Origin of the sequence: Mycobacterium marseillense, assembly GCF_010731675.1 — a bacterium.
In the GTDB taxonomy this organism is placed as follows: Bacteria; Actinomycetota; Actinomycetes; order Mycobacteriales; family Mycobacteriaceae; genus Mycobacterium; species Mycobacterium marseillense.
Genome location: NZ_AP022584.1, coordinates 841681 through 859235, shown reverse-complemented (window position 1 = coordinate 859235; position 17555 = coordinate 841681). Strand labels below are relative to the sequence as shown.

14 protein-coding genes and 1 pseudogene are annotated in these 17555 nt (G+C 68.4%); 8 read left to right on the top strand and 7 right to left on the bottom strand.

All coding sequences use genetic code 11. From position 1 onward, the window contains the following. The 3 genes from G6N26_RS03810 to G6N26_RS03800 all read right to left on the bottom strand — a co-directional run bounded on the left by G6N26_RS03810 (position 1) and on the right by G6N26_RS03800 (position 2585). Positions 1-663 (bottom strand): cutinase family protein, encoded by a 663-nt coding sequence (locus G6N26_RS03810; protein WP_165605055.1) that lies wholly within the window; start codon positions 661-663, stop codon positions 1-3. A gap of 67 nt (positions 664-730) precedes the next feature. Beyond that, positions 731-1504: an enoyl-CoA hydratase/isomerase family protein gene (locus G6N26_RS03805; RefSeq protein WP_083017185.1), complete on the bottom strand. Its 774-nt coding sequence runs from the start codon at positions 1502-1504 to the stop codon at positions 731-733. 58 nt (positions 1505-1562) lie between these two features. Then, positions 1563-2585, bottom strand: coding sequence for a YihY/virulence factor BrkB family protein (locus tag G6N26_RS03800; protein ID WP_083017183.1), 1023 nt, complete (start codon positions 2583-2585; stop codon positions 1563-1565). A gap of 138 nt (positions 2586-2723) precedes the next feature. Here G6N26_RS03800 and hrpA point away from each other — a divergent pair, with 138 nt between their 5' ends. The 3 genes and pseudogenes from hrpA to G6N26_RS03785 all read left to right on the top strand — a co-directional run bounded on the left by hrpA (position 2724) and on the right by G6N26_RS03785 (position 9343). Next, entirely contained in the window at positions 2724-6644 is a 3921-nt protein-coding gene (hrpA, locus tag G6N26_RS03795) for an ATP-dependent RNA helicase HrpA (protein ID WP_083017181.1), read from the top strand. A 199-nt stretch (positions 6645-6843) separates the two neighbouring features. Continuing rightward, positions 6844-8270: pseudogene (locus tag G6N26_RS03790) on the top strand (FAD-dependent monooxygenase). Between the two features lie 95 nt (positions 8271-8365). Continuing rightward, positions 8366-9343 carry a DUF1444 domain-containing protein gene (locus G6N26_RS03785; RefSeq protein ID WP_083017180.1) on the top strand — a complete coding sequence of 326 codons (978 nt, stop codon included), beginning with the start codon at positions 8366-8368 and terminating at the stop codon, positions 9341-9343. 4 nt (positions 9344-9347) lie between these two features. Here G6N26_RS03785 and G6N26_RS25705 read toward each other — a convergent pair whose 3' ends face one another. Continuing rightward, complete coding sequence (locus G6N26_RS25705; protein ID WP_165605056.1) at positions 9348-9518, bottom strand: hypothetical protein; 171 nt, start codon at positions 9516-9518, stop codon at positions 9348-9350. Between the two features lie 143 nt (positions 9519-9661). Between G6N26_RS25705 and zwf the strand changes: the two genes are divergently transcribed. After that, positions 9662-11161, top strand: a complete 1500-nt coding sequence (zwf, locus tag G6N26_RS03780) for a glucose-6-phosphate dehydrogenase (RefSeq protein WP_067169746.1) — start codon at positions 9662-9664, stop codon at positions 11159-11161. 8 nt (positions 11162-11169) lie between these two features. On the opposite strand, the gene G6N26_RS03775 is transcribed toward zwf, so the two are convergent. Next, a complete protein-coding gene (locus G6N26_RS03775; protein WP_067169749.1) occupies positions 11170-12093 on the bottom strand; it encodes a class I SAM-dependent methyltransferase in 924 nt (307 codons plus the stop codon). Between the two features lie 179 nt (positions 12094-12272). Between G6N26_RS03775 and G6N26_RS03770 the strand changes: the two genes are divergently transcribed. Both G6N26_RS03770 and G6N26_RS03765 read left to right on the top strand, forming a co-directional pair. Beyond that, positions 12273-13154 (top strand): HpcH/HpaI aldolase/citrate lyase family protein, encoded by an 882-nt coding sequence (locus tag G6N26_RS03770; protein ID WP_067169752.1) that lies wholly within the window; start codon positions 12273-12275, stop codon positions 13152-13154. Between the two features lie 82 nt (positions 13155-13236). Next, complete coding sequence (locus G6N26_RS03765) at positions 13237-14472, top strand: osmoprotectant NAGGN system M42 family peptidase (protein WP_067169755.1); 1236 nt, start codon at positions 13237-13239, stop codon at positions 14470-14472. Here G6N26_RS03765 and G6N26_RS03760 read toward each other — a convergent pair. Together G6N26_RS03760 and G6N26_RS03755 are read right to left on the bottom strand one after the other, a co-directional pair. Next, on the bottom strand, positions 14469-15236 hold the full coding sequence (locus tag G6N26_RS03760; protein WP_067169758.1) for a class I SAM-dependent methyltransferase: 768 nt from the start codon (positions 15234-15236) through the stop codon (positions 14469-14471). The genes G6N26_RS03765 and G6N26_RS03760 overlap by 4 nt on opposite strands. 51 nt (positions 15237-15287) lie before the next feature. Next, positions 15288-15971, bottom strand: coding sequence for a GAP family protein (locus tag G6N26_RS03755; RefSeq protein WP_036459011.1), 684 nt, complete (start codon positions 15969-15971; stop codon positions 15288-15290). A 263-nt stretch (positions 15972-16234) separates the two neighbouring features. Between G6N26_RS03755 and G6N26_RS03750 the strand changes: the two genes are divergently transcribed. Beyond that, entirely contained in the window at positions 16235-16702 is a 468-nt protein-coding gene (locus G6N26_RS03750) for a lipocalin-like domain-containing protein (RefSeq protein WP_067169965.1), read from the top strand. A gap of 64 nt (positions 16703-16766) precedes the next feature. Further along, a complete protein-coding gene (locus tag G6N26_RS03745) occupies positions 16767-17528 on the top strand; it encodes an SDR family NAD(P)-dependent oxidoreductase (protein WP_067169766.1) in 762 nt (253 codons plus the stop codon). The last annotated feature ends 27 nt before the right edge of the window (positions 17529-17555 follow it).

The window sequence follows — 17555 nt, the reverse complement described above, 5'->3', positions numbered from 1 at the left end:
TCAGGCGCGGGGCGCGGCTTGGTTGATTTTGTCGGCCGCGAACGTCGCGGCCTGGGCGGTCATCCCGGCGTCGATGTAGGACACGTGCGCCATGATGTTGCCGCCACCCGAGCAGATCGGGTCGTCGGGGGCGCACAGGCTGATGGTCTTGGCGCCATAGGCCCCGTTGATCGTCGGGAGCGGTTGGCCGCCCCACAGCATGGTGGAGAAGCCGCTGGACGGCTCGCCGAAGAGCGCGACGGCGGAGACATGGTCGGCCGCCGAGGCGGGCAGTGCGTTGGTGGCGAGGTCGATCACCGTCGAACCCTGCGAATACCCGCCGAGCACGATCCGCGAGTTCGGGCAGCTGGCCACCGTGTCCTGGATGTGGGCGGCCGCGTCAGCGGACCCGGCGTTCGCGCTGTTGTGGTAGTCGTCGTTGGCCGGGTAGTTGACGGCGTAGACGTCGACGGATCGCCCGCCGAGCTGCGACGTGAGCGAGTCGACGAAAGCCTGACCGATGTTGCCGAGGCCGGGCTCCTGATGGGTTCCGCGGGCGAACACCACCGAGACGTCCGAGCAGGGATCGGCGGCCGCGGTGGGAGCACCGATGGGTGCACTGAGCAGCGCCCACGCCGTCACGACCGAGATACCAACGAAGCGAGCAAGTCTGCGTGCATTCATCCCCGAATCCTGACACATGCTCTCCCGCGACGGTGGCGGTGGCCGATTCTGCGTCAACCGTGACACCTCAGCGGCCACGCCACTGCGGCTTGCGTTTCTCCCCCCACGCCCGAAGACCTTCGGCCACGTCCTCGGTCGCGCCGGCCACCTTGCGCATCGTCTCGCCGAAGCGCACCGACTCGACCCAGCCCATGTCCGCGGTCCGCCACGCCACCTCCTTGGTCGCCCGCTGGGCCAACGGGGCGGCCTCGGTGAGAGTGCGTGCCCAGGCCTGGGCCTCGGCCTGCAGTTGGTCGGGCTCGACGAGCTTCCACACCAGGCCGACCTCTTTGGCCCGCTCCGCGCTCATCGGCTTGCCGGTCAACAGCAGTTCCATGGCGTTGGCCCAGCCCACCCGCTGCGGCAGCCGGATCGCCCCGACGATCGTGGGCACCCCGATGGAGACCTCGGGGAAACAGAACGTGGCCTCGGTGCTGGCGATGACGAAGTCGCAGAACAAAATCCCGGTCACCCCGTAGCCGATGCAGGGTCCGTGCACGGCCGCGATGGTCGGCTTGAACAGCTCCATGCCGCTCTCGAACGAGTTGATGGTCGGTTTCTCCCAGAACGTGCCGCCGAACGTGCCGACGGAGCCTTCGCCGTCCTTGAGGTCGCCTCCGGCGCAGAACACGCTGCCGTTGGCGGTCAGGATCCCGACCCAGGCGTCCAGGTCGTCGCGGAAACGATCCCAGGCGGCGTTGAGGTCCTGGCGCAGCGCGCCGTTGATGGCGTTGCGTGCTTCCGGGCGATTCAAAGTGATGGTGGCGACGTGATCGTGCAGCTCATAGGTGACCAGACTCATGAGTGCAGACTATTGCGCCGGGCCCGACCACCGTCCCATAAGCCGGGGCGGACCTTCCTCATGGCATGCGGGAGCGGCGGGAATCGTCGAAAATACCAAGGCGCCCAATGGCTTTCGCGGGCAGCCGCCGGACGTCGTCGAAGCGCACGCTGACACGCTCGAAGGCCTTGACGCGTTCTGCTTTGACTTTCTTGGTGTAGGTCCTGCGGTCGGCCGTCGTGAGTTCTGCGTCGTCGGTGAACGCGCCGAGCAGCGCGCGGGGGTACAGCTTTTCCACGAGGACGACGTTGATCTCGGCGCACATCACCAGCGCCACCGACGCGAGGAAGAGAAAGGCCAACGCGCCTAACACCAGTGCGAACACACTGTTGGTGGCGCTGGCCCGCTTCACGATGTGCGCAACGTAGCCCGCCCCGAACCACTGCAGCATCTGCCAAATGAAGGCCGCGGCGACCGCCCCCGGCAACACCTGCCGGTACGTCAGGGCACGCGCGGTCGTCACGCGGAACGCCACCAAGCAGATCAGCGCGTTGATCGCGACGGCGGCGAGCGCGAGGCCGACTGTTTCGACGATGCCGATCGCACCGGCGGCGTGTCCGATCGCGGCCAGCACGGTGGCCGCGATGGCCGCCGAGCCCAGCACCAAGAGCAACAGCAAGCTCCGCAGCCGTGACCGAATGGGGTTGGGCCGGTTGTGCTTCGGCACCGCCCAGATGGAATCCATCGCGTTCTGCAGCGCCTGTCCCACGCCCAGACCGCCGTAGAGCGCTCCGAGCAGACCCACGACCACGCCCACCGTGCCTCCGCTGAGCCCCTCGGGGTGATGCAACTGGCTGCCGAGGACCGGGAACTGGCTCAGCGTGCTGTGCAGCACCTGCGCCTGCAGATCGGGCCGGCCGGCCAGCACCACTCCCAGCGCGGTGGTCAGCAGCAGCAGCAGCGGAAACACGGACACCAGCGCGTAGTAGGTGATCAGGGCGGCGAGGTACCCGCCTTGGTCGTCGTTGTATTTGTAGATGACGGCGACGATCACGCCCACGGTCCGATTCCGTCGCTGCAGCCCGTCTAACCAACCGACCATCGCCGATCACGTCCCCCGCACAAGCTCACATCCAAGTCGATGCGTTCGCGAGGTCATACCCGAATTCGGCTGGCGTCAATCGCGCGGGCGCTGCGGGGCTTTGGGGCGCCGCCCGACCGGGTGCCTATTCTGTGCGGGGTGGCCGAACCATCCGCAGCGCAGTTGCGCAGACAGCTCGACGGCCTGACGTTGCGCGACGCCGCCCGCCTGGGCAGGCGCCTGAAGAACCTCCGCTCCGCCACGCCCGAGAAGCTGCGGCGCCTCGCCGACGAGATCGCGGCCGCGCAGCCGATCGTCGCGGCCCGGCGGGCCGCCGTGCCTTCCATCGCCTATCCCGACCTGCCGGTCAGCGAACGGCGGCAGGAGATCGCCGACGCGATCCGGGCGCATCAGGTGGTGGTGATCGCGGGGGAGACCGGGTCGGGCAAAACCACCCAGCTGCCCAAGATCTGCCTCGAAACCGGCCGTGGCATCCGCGGAACCATCGGGCACACGCAGCCCCGCCGGCTGGCCGCGCGCACCGTCGCCCAGCGCATCGCCGACGAGCTGGGCAGCCCGCTCGGGGAGGCCGTCGGCTACAGCGTGCGGTTCACCGACCGGGTCAGCGACCAGACGCTGATCAAGCTGATGACCGACGGCATCCTGCTCGCCGAGATCCAGCGCGATCGCCGCCTGCTGCGCTACGACACCCTGATCCTGGACGAGGCCCACGAGCGGAGCCTGAACATCGATTTCCTGCTCGGCTATCTGCGCGAATTGCTGCCGCGCCGGCCCGACCTGAAGGTGATCATCACTTCGGCGACCATCGAGCCGCAGCGCTTCGCCGCGCACTTCGGGGGTGCGCCGATCGTCGAAGTGTCGGGGCGGACCTATCCGGTCGAGGTCCGCTACCGGCCGCTAGAGGTCGCCGTGGCTTCCGCATGCGGTGACGATCCCGACGACCCGGATCACGAGATCGTCCGCACCGAGACCCGCGACGAGGTCGAGGCGATCGTCGACGCCGTCGGTGAACTCGAGGCCGAGCCGCCCGGCGACGTCCTCGTCTTCCTCTCGGGCGAACGCGAAATCCGCGACACCGCAGAAGCTTTGACATCTTTGGCGGGCGGTCCAAGCTACACCGAGGTGCTCCCGCTGTACGCCCGGCTGCCCACCGCCGAGCAACAGAAGGTGTTCGCCCCGCATACCGGCCGGCGCGTCGTGCTGGCGACCAACGTCGCCGAGACGTCGTTGACCGTGCCGGGAATCCGCTACGTCATCGACCCGGGCAATGCCCGGATTTCGCGCTACAGCCGCCGCCTGAAGGTGCAGCGCCTGCCGATCGAGCCGATCTCGCAGGCCTCCGCCGCGCAGCGAGCCGGCCGGTGCGGCCGGGTCGCCCCCGGCGTGTGCATCCGGTTGTACTCCGAGCAGGACTTCGCGGCCCGGCCGCGCTACACCGAGCCGGAGATCCTGCGGACCAACCTCGCCGCCGTGCTGCTGCAGATGGCGGCGCTGCAGCTCGGCGACATCGAAAAGTTCCCGTTCCTGGATCCGCCGGACCGGCGCAGCGTCCGTGACGGCGTCGCGCTGCTGCAGGAACTCGGCGCGTTCGACGGGCAGGGCGCGATCACCGACCTCGGCCGCCGCCTCGCCCGGCTGCCCGTGGACCCGCGGCTGGGCCGGATGATCTTGCAGTCCGAGACCGAGGGCTGCGTGCGGGAGATGCTGGTGCTGGCCGCGGCGCTCACCATCCCGGACCCGCGGGAGCGCCCGAGCGACCGCGAGGAGGCCGCCCGCGCAAAGCATGCCCGGTTCGCTGACGAGCACTCCGACTTCATGTCGTACCTCAAGCTGTGGCGCTACCTTCGCGAACAACGTAAGACGTTGTCCGGCAGTGCGTTTCGGCGGATGTGCCGCTTAGAATTCCTACACTATCTGCGCATCCGCGAATGGCAGGACCTGGTCGGCCAACTCCGCAGCATCGCCCGCGACCTGGGCATCGTCGAGGACACCGAGTCCGGCGAGCCCGCCGATCCGGCCCGCGTGCACGCGGCGCTGGTCGCCGGGTTGCTGTCTCATCTGGGCATGCGCCGCGAGGACACCCGCGAGTATCTGGGCGCGCGTAACGCGAACTTCGTGCTGGCGCCCGGCTCGGCGCTCACCAAACGGCTGCCGCGCTGGGTCGTCGTGGCGGAGCTGGTCGAGACCAGCCGGCTGTACGGCCGCACGGCTGCGCGCATCCGGCCGGAGGTCGTCGAGCAGGTCGCCGGCGACCTGGTGCAGCGCACCTACAGCGAGCCGCATTGGGACGCCACGCGCGGCGAGGTGCTGGCCTACGAGCGGGTGACGCTGTACGGCCTTCCACTGGTGGCGCACCGCCGCGTCGGGTACGCCCGCATCGAGCCAGGGGTGGCGCGCGAGCTGTTCATCCGCCACGCCCTGGTCGAAGGGGAGTGGCAGACCCGGCATCACTTCTTCCGCGACAACGCCCGGCTGCGGGAAGAACTCGAGGAGCTCGAGGAGCGCGCCCGCCGCCGCGACCTGCTGGTCGGCGACGACGACGTCTACGCGCTCTACGACGCCCGTGTCCCCGCCGAGGTCGTCTCGGCGCGGCATTTCGATGCGTGGTGGAAACGCCAGCGGCACAAGACACCCGAGCTGCTGACCTTCAGCCGCGCTGACCTGCTGCGCACCGACGACCACGCCGGCGCCGATCGCCCGACCACCTGGCGGACGGGCGATGCCGCGCTGCCGCTGACCTACCGGTTCGAGCCGGGGGCCGCCGACGACGGGGTCACGGTGCACGTGCCGATCGACGTGCTGGCGCGCCTGGGGGGCGACGAGTTCGCCTGGCAGGTCCCCGCGCTGCGCGAGGAGCTGGTGACCGCGCTCATCCGTTCGCTGCCGAAAGACCTGCGCCGCAACTTCGTTCCCGCCCCCGACACGGCCCGCGCGGTGCTGGCCGCCATCGACCCGGCCGGCGAGCCGCTGCTGCCCGCGTTGCAGCGCGAATTACGCCGCCGCACCGGGGTTTTAGTGCCGGTCGAGGCGTTCGGCCTGGAGAAGCTGCCGCCGCACCTGCGGGTGACCTTCGCGGTGGAATCCGCCGACGGCGCCGAGCTTGCCCGCGGCAAGGACCTGCAGGCGCTGCAAGAGCGCCTCACGGCGCCGGCCCGGCAAGCGGTCGCGCACACGGTCGCGGCCGAGCTCGAACGCACCGGGCTGCGCGACTGGCCCGGCGATCTCGACGAATTGCCGCGCATCGTCGAACGCACCGTGCAGGGGCGCACCGTGCGGGGGTTCCCCGCGTTCGTCGACACCGGCAGCGCCGTCGACCTACGCGTGTTCGCGACGCCGGACGAGCAGAGCCAGGCGATCGGCCCCGGCCTGCGGCGGCTGGTGCGGTTCGGCGTCGCGTCCCCGGTGAAAGCCATTGCACGTCAACTTGATCCGCACACCCGTCTGACACTCGGCGCCAACCCCGACGGCGACCTGCCCGCGTTGCTGGAGGACTGTGCCGACGCCGCAGCCGACGCGCTCATCCCGGCGCCGGTGTGGACGCGCGGGGAGTTCGTCGCGCTGCGAGAACGGCTGGGAAAGACCTTGGGGCCCATGACCACCGAGATTGTGCGCGGGGTCGAGCGGGTGCTGGCCACCGCCCAGGAGGTGCAGCTCCTGCTGCCCGCCACCCCATCGCCCGCGCAGTCCGAGGCCGTCGCCGACGTGCGCGGCCAGCTGGACCGGCTGTTGCCACCGGGCTTCGTCACCGCAACCGGCCGAGCGCACCTCGCCGATCTCACCCGCTATCTGGTCGCGATCCGTCGCCGCCTCGACGGGCTGGCACACGGCGTGCAGGCCGACCGGGAGCGGATGGCCCGGGTGCACAGCGTGCAGGACGCCTACGACGAACTGCTACGCGAGCTGCCACGAGCGGCAACGGCGGCGGCCGACGTCCGCGATATCGCCCGCCAGCTCGAGGAACTCAGGGTGAGCCTGTGGGCCCAGCAACTCGGCACGCCACGGCCGGTCAGCGAGCAGCGGATCTACCGCGCCATCGACGCGGTGCGCGATCGTCGCTGAGTGTTTTTCCCCGCCACTTTCAACCTATAGCGCACCCGGGGGCTTGCCGCAAGGCCCGGGTAGTGGCGCAAAATCGCTGTCCGAAACCGAAATTCGGGAGATCGGGGGTGGCGACGTGGGTGTTTCGCGGCGGTCAGAACAGTCGCGCGGCAAGGGCGAGCATGCGGTGCTCATCGCTGGCGGCGGCCCCACGGGGTTGATGTTGGCGGGTGAACTGGGTGTGGCGGGGTCGACGTCGCGATTGTCGAGCGGCGTGCCAATCAGGACTTGATCGGTGCGCGCGCGGGCGGTCTGCACGCCCGCACCATCGAACTACTCGATCAGCGCGGCATCGCCGACCGGTTCTTGGCGCAGGGGCAGGTGGCGCAGGTCGCGGGTTTCGCCCAGATCCGGCTGGACATCAGCGACTTTCCCACCCGCCACCCGTACGGACTGGCGCTGTGGCAGAACCAGATCGAACGCCTTCTGGCTGAGTGGGTCGGCGAGCTCGGTGTGCGCATCCACCGCGGCCGCGAGGTGGCGACCTTCACCCAGGACGACACGGGCGTCGACGTCGCCCTGTCCGATGGCCGGGTGATGCGGGCGGGATATCTCGTCGGATGCGACGGCGGGCGCAGTGCGGTCCGCAAAGCGGCCGGCATCGAATTTCCGGGGTGGAATGCCACGACAAGTTATCTGCTGGCCGAGGCCGAGATGGACTACGGCGACGACCAACCGCCGCCGTGGGGCATCCGCCGGGACGCGCTGGGCGTCCACGCCCTGTCCACCGCCGAGGAGGGCGGGCCCGTGCGGATCATGGTCACCGAAGAGCACCTTCGGACCGCCGGCGAACCCACGGTGGACGAGCTGAGCCGGGCGCTCGTCACCGTCTACGGGACGGATTACGGAATCCACAGTCCTCGTTGGCTTTCCCGCTTCACCGATGCCGCCCGGCAGGCCGCGTCCTATCGGAACCGACGGGTGCTGGTGGCCGGCGACGCCGCGCACGTCCATCACCCGGTGGGCGGGCAGGGGCTGAACACCGGCGTCCAGGATGCGGTGAATCTGGGGTGGAAGCTGGCCCAAGTGGTCAACAAGACGTCATCCGACAGCCTCCTGGACACCTATCACACCGAACGGCACCCGATCGCCGCGCGGGTGCTGCGCAACTCGATCGCGCAGCTGGCGCTTCTTCGCGCGGACGACGGCACCGAGGCCCTGCGCGACGCCGTGGGCGAGCTGCTGGGCATGGAGGAACCGCGGAAGCGGTTCGCAGCGATGATGTCCGGGCTGGACATCCGCTACGACCTAGGGGAGGGGCACCCGCTGCTGGGGCGCCGCATGCCCGATCTGGACCTGATCACCGCTGACGGCCCGCTGCGGGTGTTTGCCCTGTTGCGCGGCGGCCGGCCGGTTCTGCTCAATTTCGGCCGGGCCGGGTGCATCGACATCGGGTCCTGGGCCGGACGGGTGCGGGTGGTCGACGCGAAACACGATGGGGATTGGGAACTTCCGGCGCTGGGGGCGGTGAGCGCGCCGGACGCGGTGTTGATCCGGCCGGACGGACATGTGGCCTGGGCCGGTGAAGGCGCCGACCCGGCACTGCGTAACGCCCTCGGCGCGTGGTTCGGGCCACCAGACGGGTGATAGGCGGGGTCGCGAGCCGACAAATGGGTGACTTGTGTTGCCGGGCGCACGGTGTATCGTGCGTGTTCCCTGATCATGAGCAGGAAGCACGCACCGTGGACATGGCAAGCGACCAAGCGTCGACACCGTCGCTGGATTGGGGCGAAGCCCAACCCTTGCTGAGGCCGGTGCTGCGGCCGCAGAGCTACGCCAATCAGCTGGTCAACACGGGGGCGCAGCCCTGGGTCCGCCCGGTGTTCCCATACATCAACGAGATGGTCGTGGTCGACCTGCCCACGGTGCGGGCCATGGTGACACCGGCCGAAACCGGCGCGTGGGGCATCACCGGCGACCAGGCGTTCGCGGTGGCCCGGGAGAATCTGACCGCACGTCAGCAGTCCTTCACGCCGGGTGAGAAATATCTGTTGAAGGACGCCGACGGCGCCAGCTACGTCGACTCGATGATCTTGGCCACCGGGTGGCTGGGTTCGCTGGCGGTAGCGGGCGGCCCGCGACCGCTGGTGTTCTTCCCCGGCGACGGCGCGCTGGTGCTGGGCACCGACGACCCCGACCAGGTGGCCGAACTCTTCGAGGTCGCCGAGCAGCTGTACCTCGAAGCCGAACAACCCGTCTCCCCGCAGGGCTACACCGTTGCGGGTGCCGTCATCGTGCCGTTCGATCAGGCCGGACCGCACCCGCTGCGCGGGTTTGGCCTCGCGGCTCGAAGCCTTTTGGCCGCAAGGGAATACCAACATCAGACCGACTATCTGCGGGCGCATTACGAGCGCGAACTATTCCCGCAGTTCGTCGGCGACGCGCAGGTGATCGACACCCCGTGGGGGCGGCGCACCACAACGGTGTGGGGGCAGGGCCCGGCCTGGGAACTGCCGCACACCGATTACGTGACGTTTCTTGTCGGCGACCCGTCGAACGTGTCGGACAAGTTCACCGTGCCGTTCGCCACGGTGGTCGACGTGGTGGGCATCCTTCCCGTCTCGGGGATCACCCCGGCGCGCTACCGCGCCAACGACTGGCCGGCACCGGAGGCGCTGGCGACGCTGAAAGCTCACTCCGTCGATCTGCCAAGCGGATGACTCGCTAGTCCGGCGGCTCGTTGTCCGATCCTCGGACAGCGGCATGCTCCCGGTCGCTGGGCTTGCCCGGGACGTCTTCGGCTTCGCGGTCCTCGGCGACCTTCTCCTCGAGCCGATCGACGATGTTCTCCAGCTCCTGAGCGCGGCTCAGGGGGTCTTTGTCGGGTCTTGTCATGTCGCTTTCCGTTGGCTTGGTGGGGAGGCGAACCCCGATGGCGGGAGCCCGCCGCTATTCCATACCCGATCGTGCGATCGCTAACCGGTCGCAACCGGAGAACAGGGGCGACACAGCGCCGCGGCGGTGGAAGTATCGCAGGAGTGGCCACCGCGAAACCTCAGACGATCTCGTACCCGGCGCCCGACGCACGCCCGCGTCGTCACCACTCCGATGCGCTGGACCCCCATGTCATCGTCCTGTTCGGGGCGACGGGAGATCTGGCCAAGCGAAAGCTGCTGCCCGGCCTGGCGTACCTGGACCAGTCCGAACTGGCGCCCAACATTCACATCGTCGCCACGTCGCTGGAAGATTTGACCGACGACGAATTTCGCGACCTCGCCAAGACCGCGATCGACTCGTTCGGGACGCACAAGCTCACGCCCGACCAATGGGCGAACTTCGCGAACCTCCTCACCTACGTCCCGCAGGGGGCCGGACCCGAAGCGCTGGCCGCCGCCGTGGCCGAGGCGGAGGCCAACCTGGGCACCAACACCCGGCGATTGCATTACCTGTCGGTGCCGCCCAAGGCCGCGCGCGCGGTGATCACCATGTTGCGCGACGCGAAACTCGTCGAACGTTCACGGGTGGTGATGGAGAAACCGTTCGGCACCGATCTGGCCAGTGCGGTGGCGCTCAACGACTTCGTGCACGAAACCTTCGAGGAATCCCAGATTTTCCGTATCGACCACTTCCTGGGCAAAGAAGCCGCCCAGAACATCTTGGCGTTCCGCTTCGCCAACGGTCTGTTCGAACCGATCTGGAACCGCAATTTCATCGACCACATCCAGATCGATATCCCCGAAGCCCTGGGCCTGGATCAACGGGCGAGTTTCTACGAAGAAACCGGCGCGTACAAGGACATGGTGGTCACCCACCTGTTCCAGGTGATGGCGTTCGTGGTGATGGAGCCGCCGACGGCACTCGAACCGTTTGCCATCAGCGAAGAGAAGAACAAGGTGTTCCGCTCCATGCTTCCGGTCAAGCCCTCGAACGTGGTTCGCGGTCAGTACCACGGCTACCGCGACGAAGCCGGGGTGGCAAGGGATTCCGACACCGAGACGTTCATCGCCCTCAAGGTCGGCATCGACAACTGGAGGTGGGCCGGGGTGCCCATCTATTTGCGGACCGGCAAGAAGATGGCCGAGGGCATCCGCATCATCTCGATCGCGTTCAAGGAGGCCCCGCGCACGATGTTCCCGCCCGGATCCGGGGTGGGAACCCAGGGTCCCGACCACCTCACGTTCGACCTCGCCGACAACTCGAAGGTGTCGCTGTCGTTCTACGGCAAGCGGCCCGGCCCCGGCATGAAGCTGGACAAGCTGTCCATGCAATTTTCCTCGCAGGAGATCGAGACGGTCGTGGACGTGCTGGAGGCCTACGAGCGACTTATCCTCGACGCGATGCGGGGCGATCACACGCTGTTCAACACCGCCGAAGGCATCGAATCCCTATGGGAGCGTTCGGAAGAGCTGCTCACCGATCCGCCCACGGCCAAGCTGTACCAGCCGGGGACGTGGGGGCCCAACGCCATTCACCAGTTGATCGCGCCCAATGCCTGGCGGTTGCCGTTCGAGCGGGAGTGGCGCGACGCCCGACCCTGACACAGGGCTCACCTCAGCTCGGCGCTGAGGTAACTGATGGCGTGGCGGAATTGCTTGAGGATTTCGTTGTCGGGCAGCACGAAACCGTAGTCGGCATAAACCTGTTCGGTGGGGTGGCGGGTGACGTTCCACCCGGTGGCGGACAGGTGCTCGGCGGCCGGACGGCGCTCCCCGAGCCAGACAAGTTCGGCGACGTCGATGTCGAGCCCGTGCTGACGCCAGTTGTTGCGCATCGCCCGGGCCCGCTCGTCGGTGAACACGCTCATGTCGGTGATGTTCTCGGTGGCCAACCGGCTGCCCGGGGCGCTGAGCGCGGTGATGTTGTCCAGCAACCTGTCTTGGGCTTCCGGCGGCAGATAGGGCAGTAGGCCTTCGGCGATCCAGGCGGTGGGGGTGTCGGTGTCAAACCCGCTGCCGCGCAGGGCGGTTGGCCAATCATCGCGTAAATCGATAGCGACGGTGCGGCGCTCGGCGGTAGGTTCCGCACCGATTTGGGCGAGCGTGTCGGTCTTGAAGGCGATGACCTCGGGCTGGTCGACCTCGAAAACCACGGTGCCCGCGGGCCACGACAACCGGTAGGCCCGGGCATCGAGCCCGGCGGCCAGGATGACGGCTTGGCGTGCGCCGGCCGCCGTCGCCGCGCGCAAGAAATCGTCGAAGAACCTGGTCCGCACCGTCATCTGCTCGCGCCGCTGTTGCAGTGTCATCGGCGAGTCATCGGTGTCGAGCGGGATTTGGCCGTCCAACATCCGGACGAAGAAAGGATGCCCGACCGCCCGCACCAGCGGCTCGGCGAACCGATCGTCGAGTAGCGGCTCCGGCTCGCGGGAAGCAAGCGCCCGGGAGGCCGCCACCATCGTCGCGGTCGCCCCCACGCTGGAGGCCAGGTCCCAGCTATCGCCCTCGCTCCGCGCCGAATCAATCGATGACATCCGCTTTCCCCTTCCAAGATTCGGCCGCCGCGCCGGCCGATCGGGCCCTCGGGGCGGCCGCCACCCGCGACTAGACCACCGCTACCGAAGAGTACTTTCTGCTATGCCGCGGTCACCACGCGCCACATGCGGGTGACCCCGTTTCCCGCACGACTCGACGACAGGAAGTGAATCGCCTGATGGCACCGACCCTGCGCCCACGCCGATCCGCCCTGTACCTGCCCGGCAACAAGCCCCGAGCGCTGGAAAAGGGTAAATCGCTACCCGCGGACGTACTGATCTTCGACCTCGAAGACGCCGTCGGTCCGGACGCGAAGGCCGAATCGCGCGCGACGGTGTGCGAGGCCATCTCGTCGGAGAGCTACCGGCCGCGTGAGGTCGTGGTGCGCATCAACGGGTTGGACACCGAATGGCACGGCGACGATTTGGCCGCGGTGGCCGGATCGGCCGCCGACGGGGTGCTGGTGCCGAAAGTCGAGACGGGCCAACAAGTTCAGGCGCTGGCCGGCGCGCTCGACACGCTGGGGGCGCCGAAGTCGTTGCAGCTGTGGGTGATGATCGAAACGCCGCGAGCATTTCTGCGGGCCGAGGAGGTCGCGTCGGCCAGCGATCGGCTGGCCGGACTGGTGGTCGGCACCAACGACCTCGTCAACGAGCTGCACGGCCTGCACGTCCCCGGCCGCGCGCCCGTCGTCCCCGCGCTAGGCATGGCCCTGCTGGGCGCGAGGGCGGCCGGAAAGGTCATCTTGGATGGCGTGTTCAACGACATCACCGATGAGGGCGGCTTCCGGGCCGAGGCCCAGCACGGCCGCGAAATGGGATTCGACGGCAAGACCCTGATCCACCCGTCCCAGATCGCGCCGGCGAACGAGCTGTTCGGCCCGTCGCAGAGGGAGCTGGACGACGCCCGCAAGGTCGTGTCGGCCTACGAGGAGGCGCAGGCCGCGGGCACCAGCGTCATCACGGTCGACGGCCGGATGATCGAGAGCCTGCACGTGCGCGACGCCCAGCGCATTCTCGCCCTGGCCGATTTGATCGCGAAGATGGAAACCGCTTCCTAGCTCGGATTAGCCCGGGCCGGACGATCGGGGTGGGCCACACGGTAGGTTGTACGCGATTCCCGACGACTCGAGAGGAGACCAGGTGGGCCAGACCGCGGCCATGGCCGAGGCCGACCGCACGTGGATGATCGACACGTTGCTCGCGCTGCTGCAGACCCCGAGTCCGTCGGGGCGCACGGACGCGGTGATGCAGGTGATCGGCGACATCCTCGACGACTTCGGCGTGCCATTTACGCTGACCCGGCGCGGGGCACTGACCGCGGAACTGCCGGGGGAGTCGGCGACCACCGACCGGGCGCTGGTGGTTCACTCGGACACCATCGGCTGCATGATCCGCAACCTCAAGGACAATGGCCGCCTGGAACTGGTCCCGGTCGGCACCTTCTCGGCCCGGTTCGCCGCGGGGGCGCGCGTTCGCATCTTCATCGACGACCCCGACGAGTTCATCACCGGCACGGTCATGCCGCTCAAGTCCAGCGGTCATGCGTTCGGCGACGAGATCGACACCCAACCCACCGACTGGGAACACGTCGAGGTTCGCATCGACCGCAGGGTGTCGACGCGCGACGACCTGGTTCGGCTCGGCCTGCAGGTCGGTGATTTCGTGGCGTTGATCACCAGCCCCGAACTCACCGCCGACGGCTTCATCGTCTCCCGTCATCTGGACGGAAAGGCGGGTGTAGCGATCGCACTGGCACTGGCCAAGAACTTCTCCGAGAACAAGGTGGTGCTGCCGCACCGCACCACGATCCTGGTCACCATCACCGAGGAGGTCGGCCACGGGGCGAGCCACGGGCTGCCCGCCGATGTCGCCGAGTTGGTGTCGGTGGACAACGCGGTGTGCGCACCCGGGCAGCACTCGCTCGAGGACGGCGTGACGATCCCCATGGCCGACATGCACGGGCCGTTCGACTACCACCTGACCCGGAAGCTCTGCCGGCTCGCCCAGGAGCAGGGAATCCCGTTCGCCCGCGACATCTTTCGCTACTACCGCTCCGATGCCGCCGCGGCGATCGAGGCGGGCGCGAACACCCGCGCGGCACTCGTCGGCTTCGGGCTCGACGGCAGCCACGGCTGGGAACGCACCCACATCGATTCGCTGGAAGCCGCCTACAACCTCTTGCACTGCTGGCTGCAGACGCCGTTGACGTTCGCCAAGTGGGACGCCAAGCCGACGGGCCGTCTGCGCGACTTTCCCTCGTCGAAGCAGCCCGCACCCAGCGAGCGGTGGGTGCCGCTGTCTCGCGGCGATTACGAAAGCCCCGGCGAGGCGTCACCCGGGACACCCTGGCCACCCTCGGAGGGACCCCAGGCCTAAGAGCCGCGGGCCATCCGGTCGGCGCGCCAGCAGCGGGACTGCATGGGGACGTCGATCGCGTCCGCCGCTCCGAAGCGCTCGCGCAGCGCGGCGCGGGCATTGGCGAGCCGGCGTTCGCGGTCATCGGGAGATGCGGTGATGATCCTGCTGTAGGTGCCCAGCATCGCGACGACGTCGTCGACCCGCATCGTGCGCACGAACCTGAACGCCTCGCGGGCAACGTGGTGAAAGATCTGCGGATCGGGCAGCGCGACGTCTTCGTGGAGCCGGCGGAACCGGGCGGGAGCATCCGCCTCGGTCGCATCGTCGCCGGGCAACAGGTCGAGGTCGCGGATCCAGTCCACGTCGCGATCTCGGCTGGTCCAAATGAGCCCGAACCGTCCGCCGTCGCGAAGCACCCGCCCGATTTCCGGAACCGCCCGCTCGGGGTCCATCCAGTGCCACGCCGCCGAGACGAACACCGCATCCGCGGCACGGTCGGGGAGTGGGATCGACTCACCGCTGCCCTCCAGGACGCGGACGCCGGGGGACCGGTCGGCCAGGACAGCGCGCATCCGGGCGTCGGGCTCGACGGCGATGACGTGCGCCGCCCTGCCGACGAGTGTGCGAGTGAACAGGCCCGTGCCCGCGCCCAGGTCGACGGCCACCTCACACCCAGACGGCATCAACCAGTCCACCGCCTGCTGCGGCGCCTGCGGCCGCAGGCTGTCGTAGTCCTCGGCGATCGATCCGAACGACATTGCGCGCGCTTGACGATCAGTCACACGCGACAAGGTAATCCAGCTCGCTATGCAGAACGTGAGAAAGGACTGCACTCACCAGAGGGCGCTGTGATTGACGAACGCGTCGGCGATGAGGCCGACTCCGAAAACGAGAAACAACAGCCGCACCGACATCGGACCGTAGCGGGTGAGCACGCGTACCAGTCCCCGCTGAATGCGCATGGCCCGCACCGTTCGTCGCATCGACAGCGCCAGGATCGCCAGCGGCGGCGTTATCGCGATGGCGCAGTAGGCGATGATGATCAGCGGCCACAGCGGTGGCCGCGGATGCAGGGCGGCCAGCATGGCCAGGCCGGTGAGGTAGGGCACCGCCGTCGGCGCTTGTCCGCTTCCCACCGCCAGCCCGAGGAATCCGAGTAGCCACGGGCGTTTGCGCATGGCCGCCATCGCCCAGCCGGGAGCCGACGATTGCGCGGTCAGCGGGAAATACGCCAAGCCGATCAGCACGATTCCCAGGAGCAGTTCGCCACGAAACCGGATGGCCGGCGTGATGTGGAAATCGAGTGCCTGGGTGATGAAGCTGATGCCCAGCACCGTGCACAGGCCGAAGGTGGTCGTCACGGCAAACACGCCCGCGACGAAGCTCAAGGCGCCCGGGATGGGGGAGCGGCGGCCGAGTCGACTGTCGAAGATGACCGCCGAGACAACACCCACGTTGAGCACGTTGAGCGAATCGAGGAACGCCAGGCCCGCAAGGGCAAGTATCAGGGCTGCCACGCGGCTGTACCGGGCCTAGCGTGCGGAATCGCCGGGTGCTTGGAAGCGTCTGGGCACTGACCAGGACGACACGATCAAAGCGGCGATCATGCTGCAGACAATACGAGTCAGACGGAAGCGGGGGTCGGCCGAGGCCGCCGTTGCGCGCGCTGAGCCATGATCACGCAGGGGCGATGGCCTCAGCGCGTGGGATGAGAGGCATTATCGAGGTGTCGGCGATGCGGCTGACGCATTCAGACATCGAATCCGGAGGTGCGCCACCGATGACCACGCTGACACCGCAGGAGCTTCGCGAATACCTCGTCGGGGCTTGGGCGTTGGAGTCTTACCAAAGCTCTGATCCGGACGGCTCGAACCCGCGCTACCCGTTGGGTCCCGACGCCCGCGGCATCATCATGTACACCGCCGACGGATACATGTCCGCCCAGATCATGCGCGCGGACCGCGCGCCGTTCACGCGTGGTGACCTCCAGATAGCCGACGCCAGCGAATTGGTCGCGGCGGCTAAGGGATATCTGGCATACGCCGGACCGTACAGCGTGCTCGACAACGGGGTGATCGCGCACCACGTCGACGTCAGCCTCTTGCCGAACTGGGTCGGCGGGACGCAATACCGCGCCGCCAAGGCCGGCGACGGGCGCCTGGAACTGAGCCCCGCCGAGCCCGTCGTCATCAAGGGAAGACCGCGCCACGGCCGCTTGCTCTGGCAGCGAGCCAAGAACCCCGAATGACATGACTCCCAAAAGAACTCGAGCGCTTGGCCCACCGACGCCTCGCCGATATCAGGAGAACTGAATGGGACTACTCGACCACAAGACCGCGGTCATCACCGGCGCCAATTCCGGGATCGGGCTGGCCATCGCCGAGCGCTTCCTCGCCGAAGGCGCCGAACGGGTGTTCATCACCGGCCGTCGTCAAGCCGAACTGGACACCGCGGCAAGGGAATTGGGGTCGAGGGCAATCGCCGTGGCCGGCGACGTCGGGACGCCGAAGGACCTGGATCGGCTCTACGCGCGAGTCGCGTCCGCCGGTCAGGGCCTCGACATCGTCATGGCCAACGCCGGGTCGACCAGGGTGGCGCCGCTGGGGGAGATTACCGACGATGACCTCGACGCACTGCTGACCACCAACGTCAAGGGGGTCGTGTACACCGTCCAGAAGGCGCTGCCGCTGCTCAACGACGGCGCCTCCGTCATCCTGACGGGCTCCACCACCGCCGACCGCGGCCGCGCCGGACTGAGCATCTACGCCGCCACCAAGGCCGCCGTCCGGTCGCTGGCCCGCGCCTGGGCCAACGAGCTTGCCGGCCGCAACATCCGGGTCAACGTCATCGTCGCCGGCTCCACCGCCACGCCGGGAAGCGATACGCTGGCCGCGCAAACCGACCCAGACGCCTCGATCGACGAGTTCCGCGCCGGCCGCATCGCCACCATCCCGTTGGGCCGCTTCGCCGATCCCGTCGAGATCGCCAATGCCGCAGTCTTTTTGGCGAGCGATCTGTCCAGCTTCACCACCGGGTCCACGCTGACCGCCGACGGCGGATTCAACCAGGTCTGAACGCGCCCCGGCCCGCGGCCAGCGCCC

Excerpts from the sequence above, each read along its gene's own strand:
- G6N26_RS03810 (WP_165605055.1), bottom strand. The coding sequence starts at position 663 with ATGAATGCACGCAGACTTGCTCGCTTCGTTGGTATCTCGGTCGTGACG.
- G6N26_RS03805 (WP_083017185.1), bottom strand. The coding sequence starts at position 1,504 with ATGAGTCTGGTCACCTATGAGCTGCACGATCACGTCGCCACCATCACT.
- G6N26_RS03800 (WP_083017183.1), bottom strand. The coding sequence starts at position 2,585 with ATGGTCGGTTGGTTAGACGGGCTGCAGCGACGGAATCGGACCGTGGGC.
- G6N26_RS25705 (WP_165605056.1), bottom strand. The coding sequence starts at position 9,518 with ATGACAAGACCCGACAAAGACCCCCTGAGCCGCGCTCAGGAGCTGGAG.
- G6N26_RS03775 (WP_067169749.1), bottom strand. The coding sequence starts at position 12,093 with ATGTCATCGATTGATTCGGCGCGGAGCGAGGGCGATAGCTGGGACCTG.
- G6N26_RS03770 (WP_067169752.1), top strand. The coding sequence starts at position 12,273 with ATGGCACCGACCCTGCGCCCACGCCGATCCGCCCTGTACCTGCCCGGC.
- G6N26_RS03750 (WP_067169965.1), top strand. The coding sequence starts at position 16,235 with ATGACCACGCTGACACCGCAGGAGCTTCGCGAATACCTCGTCGGGGCT.
- G6N26_RS03745 (WP_067169766.1), top strand. The coding sequence starts at position 16,767 with ATGGGACTACTCGACCACAAGACCGCGGTCATCACCGGCGCCAATTCC.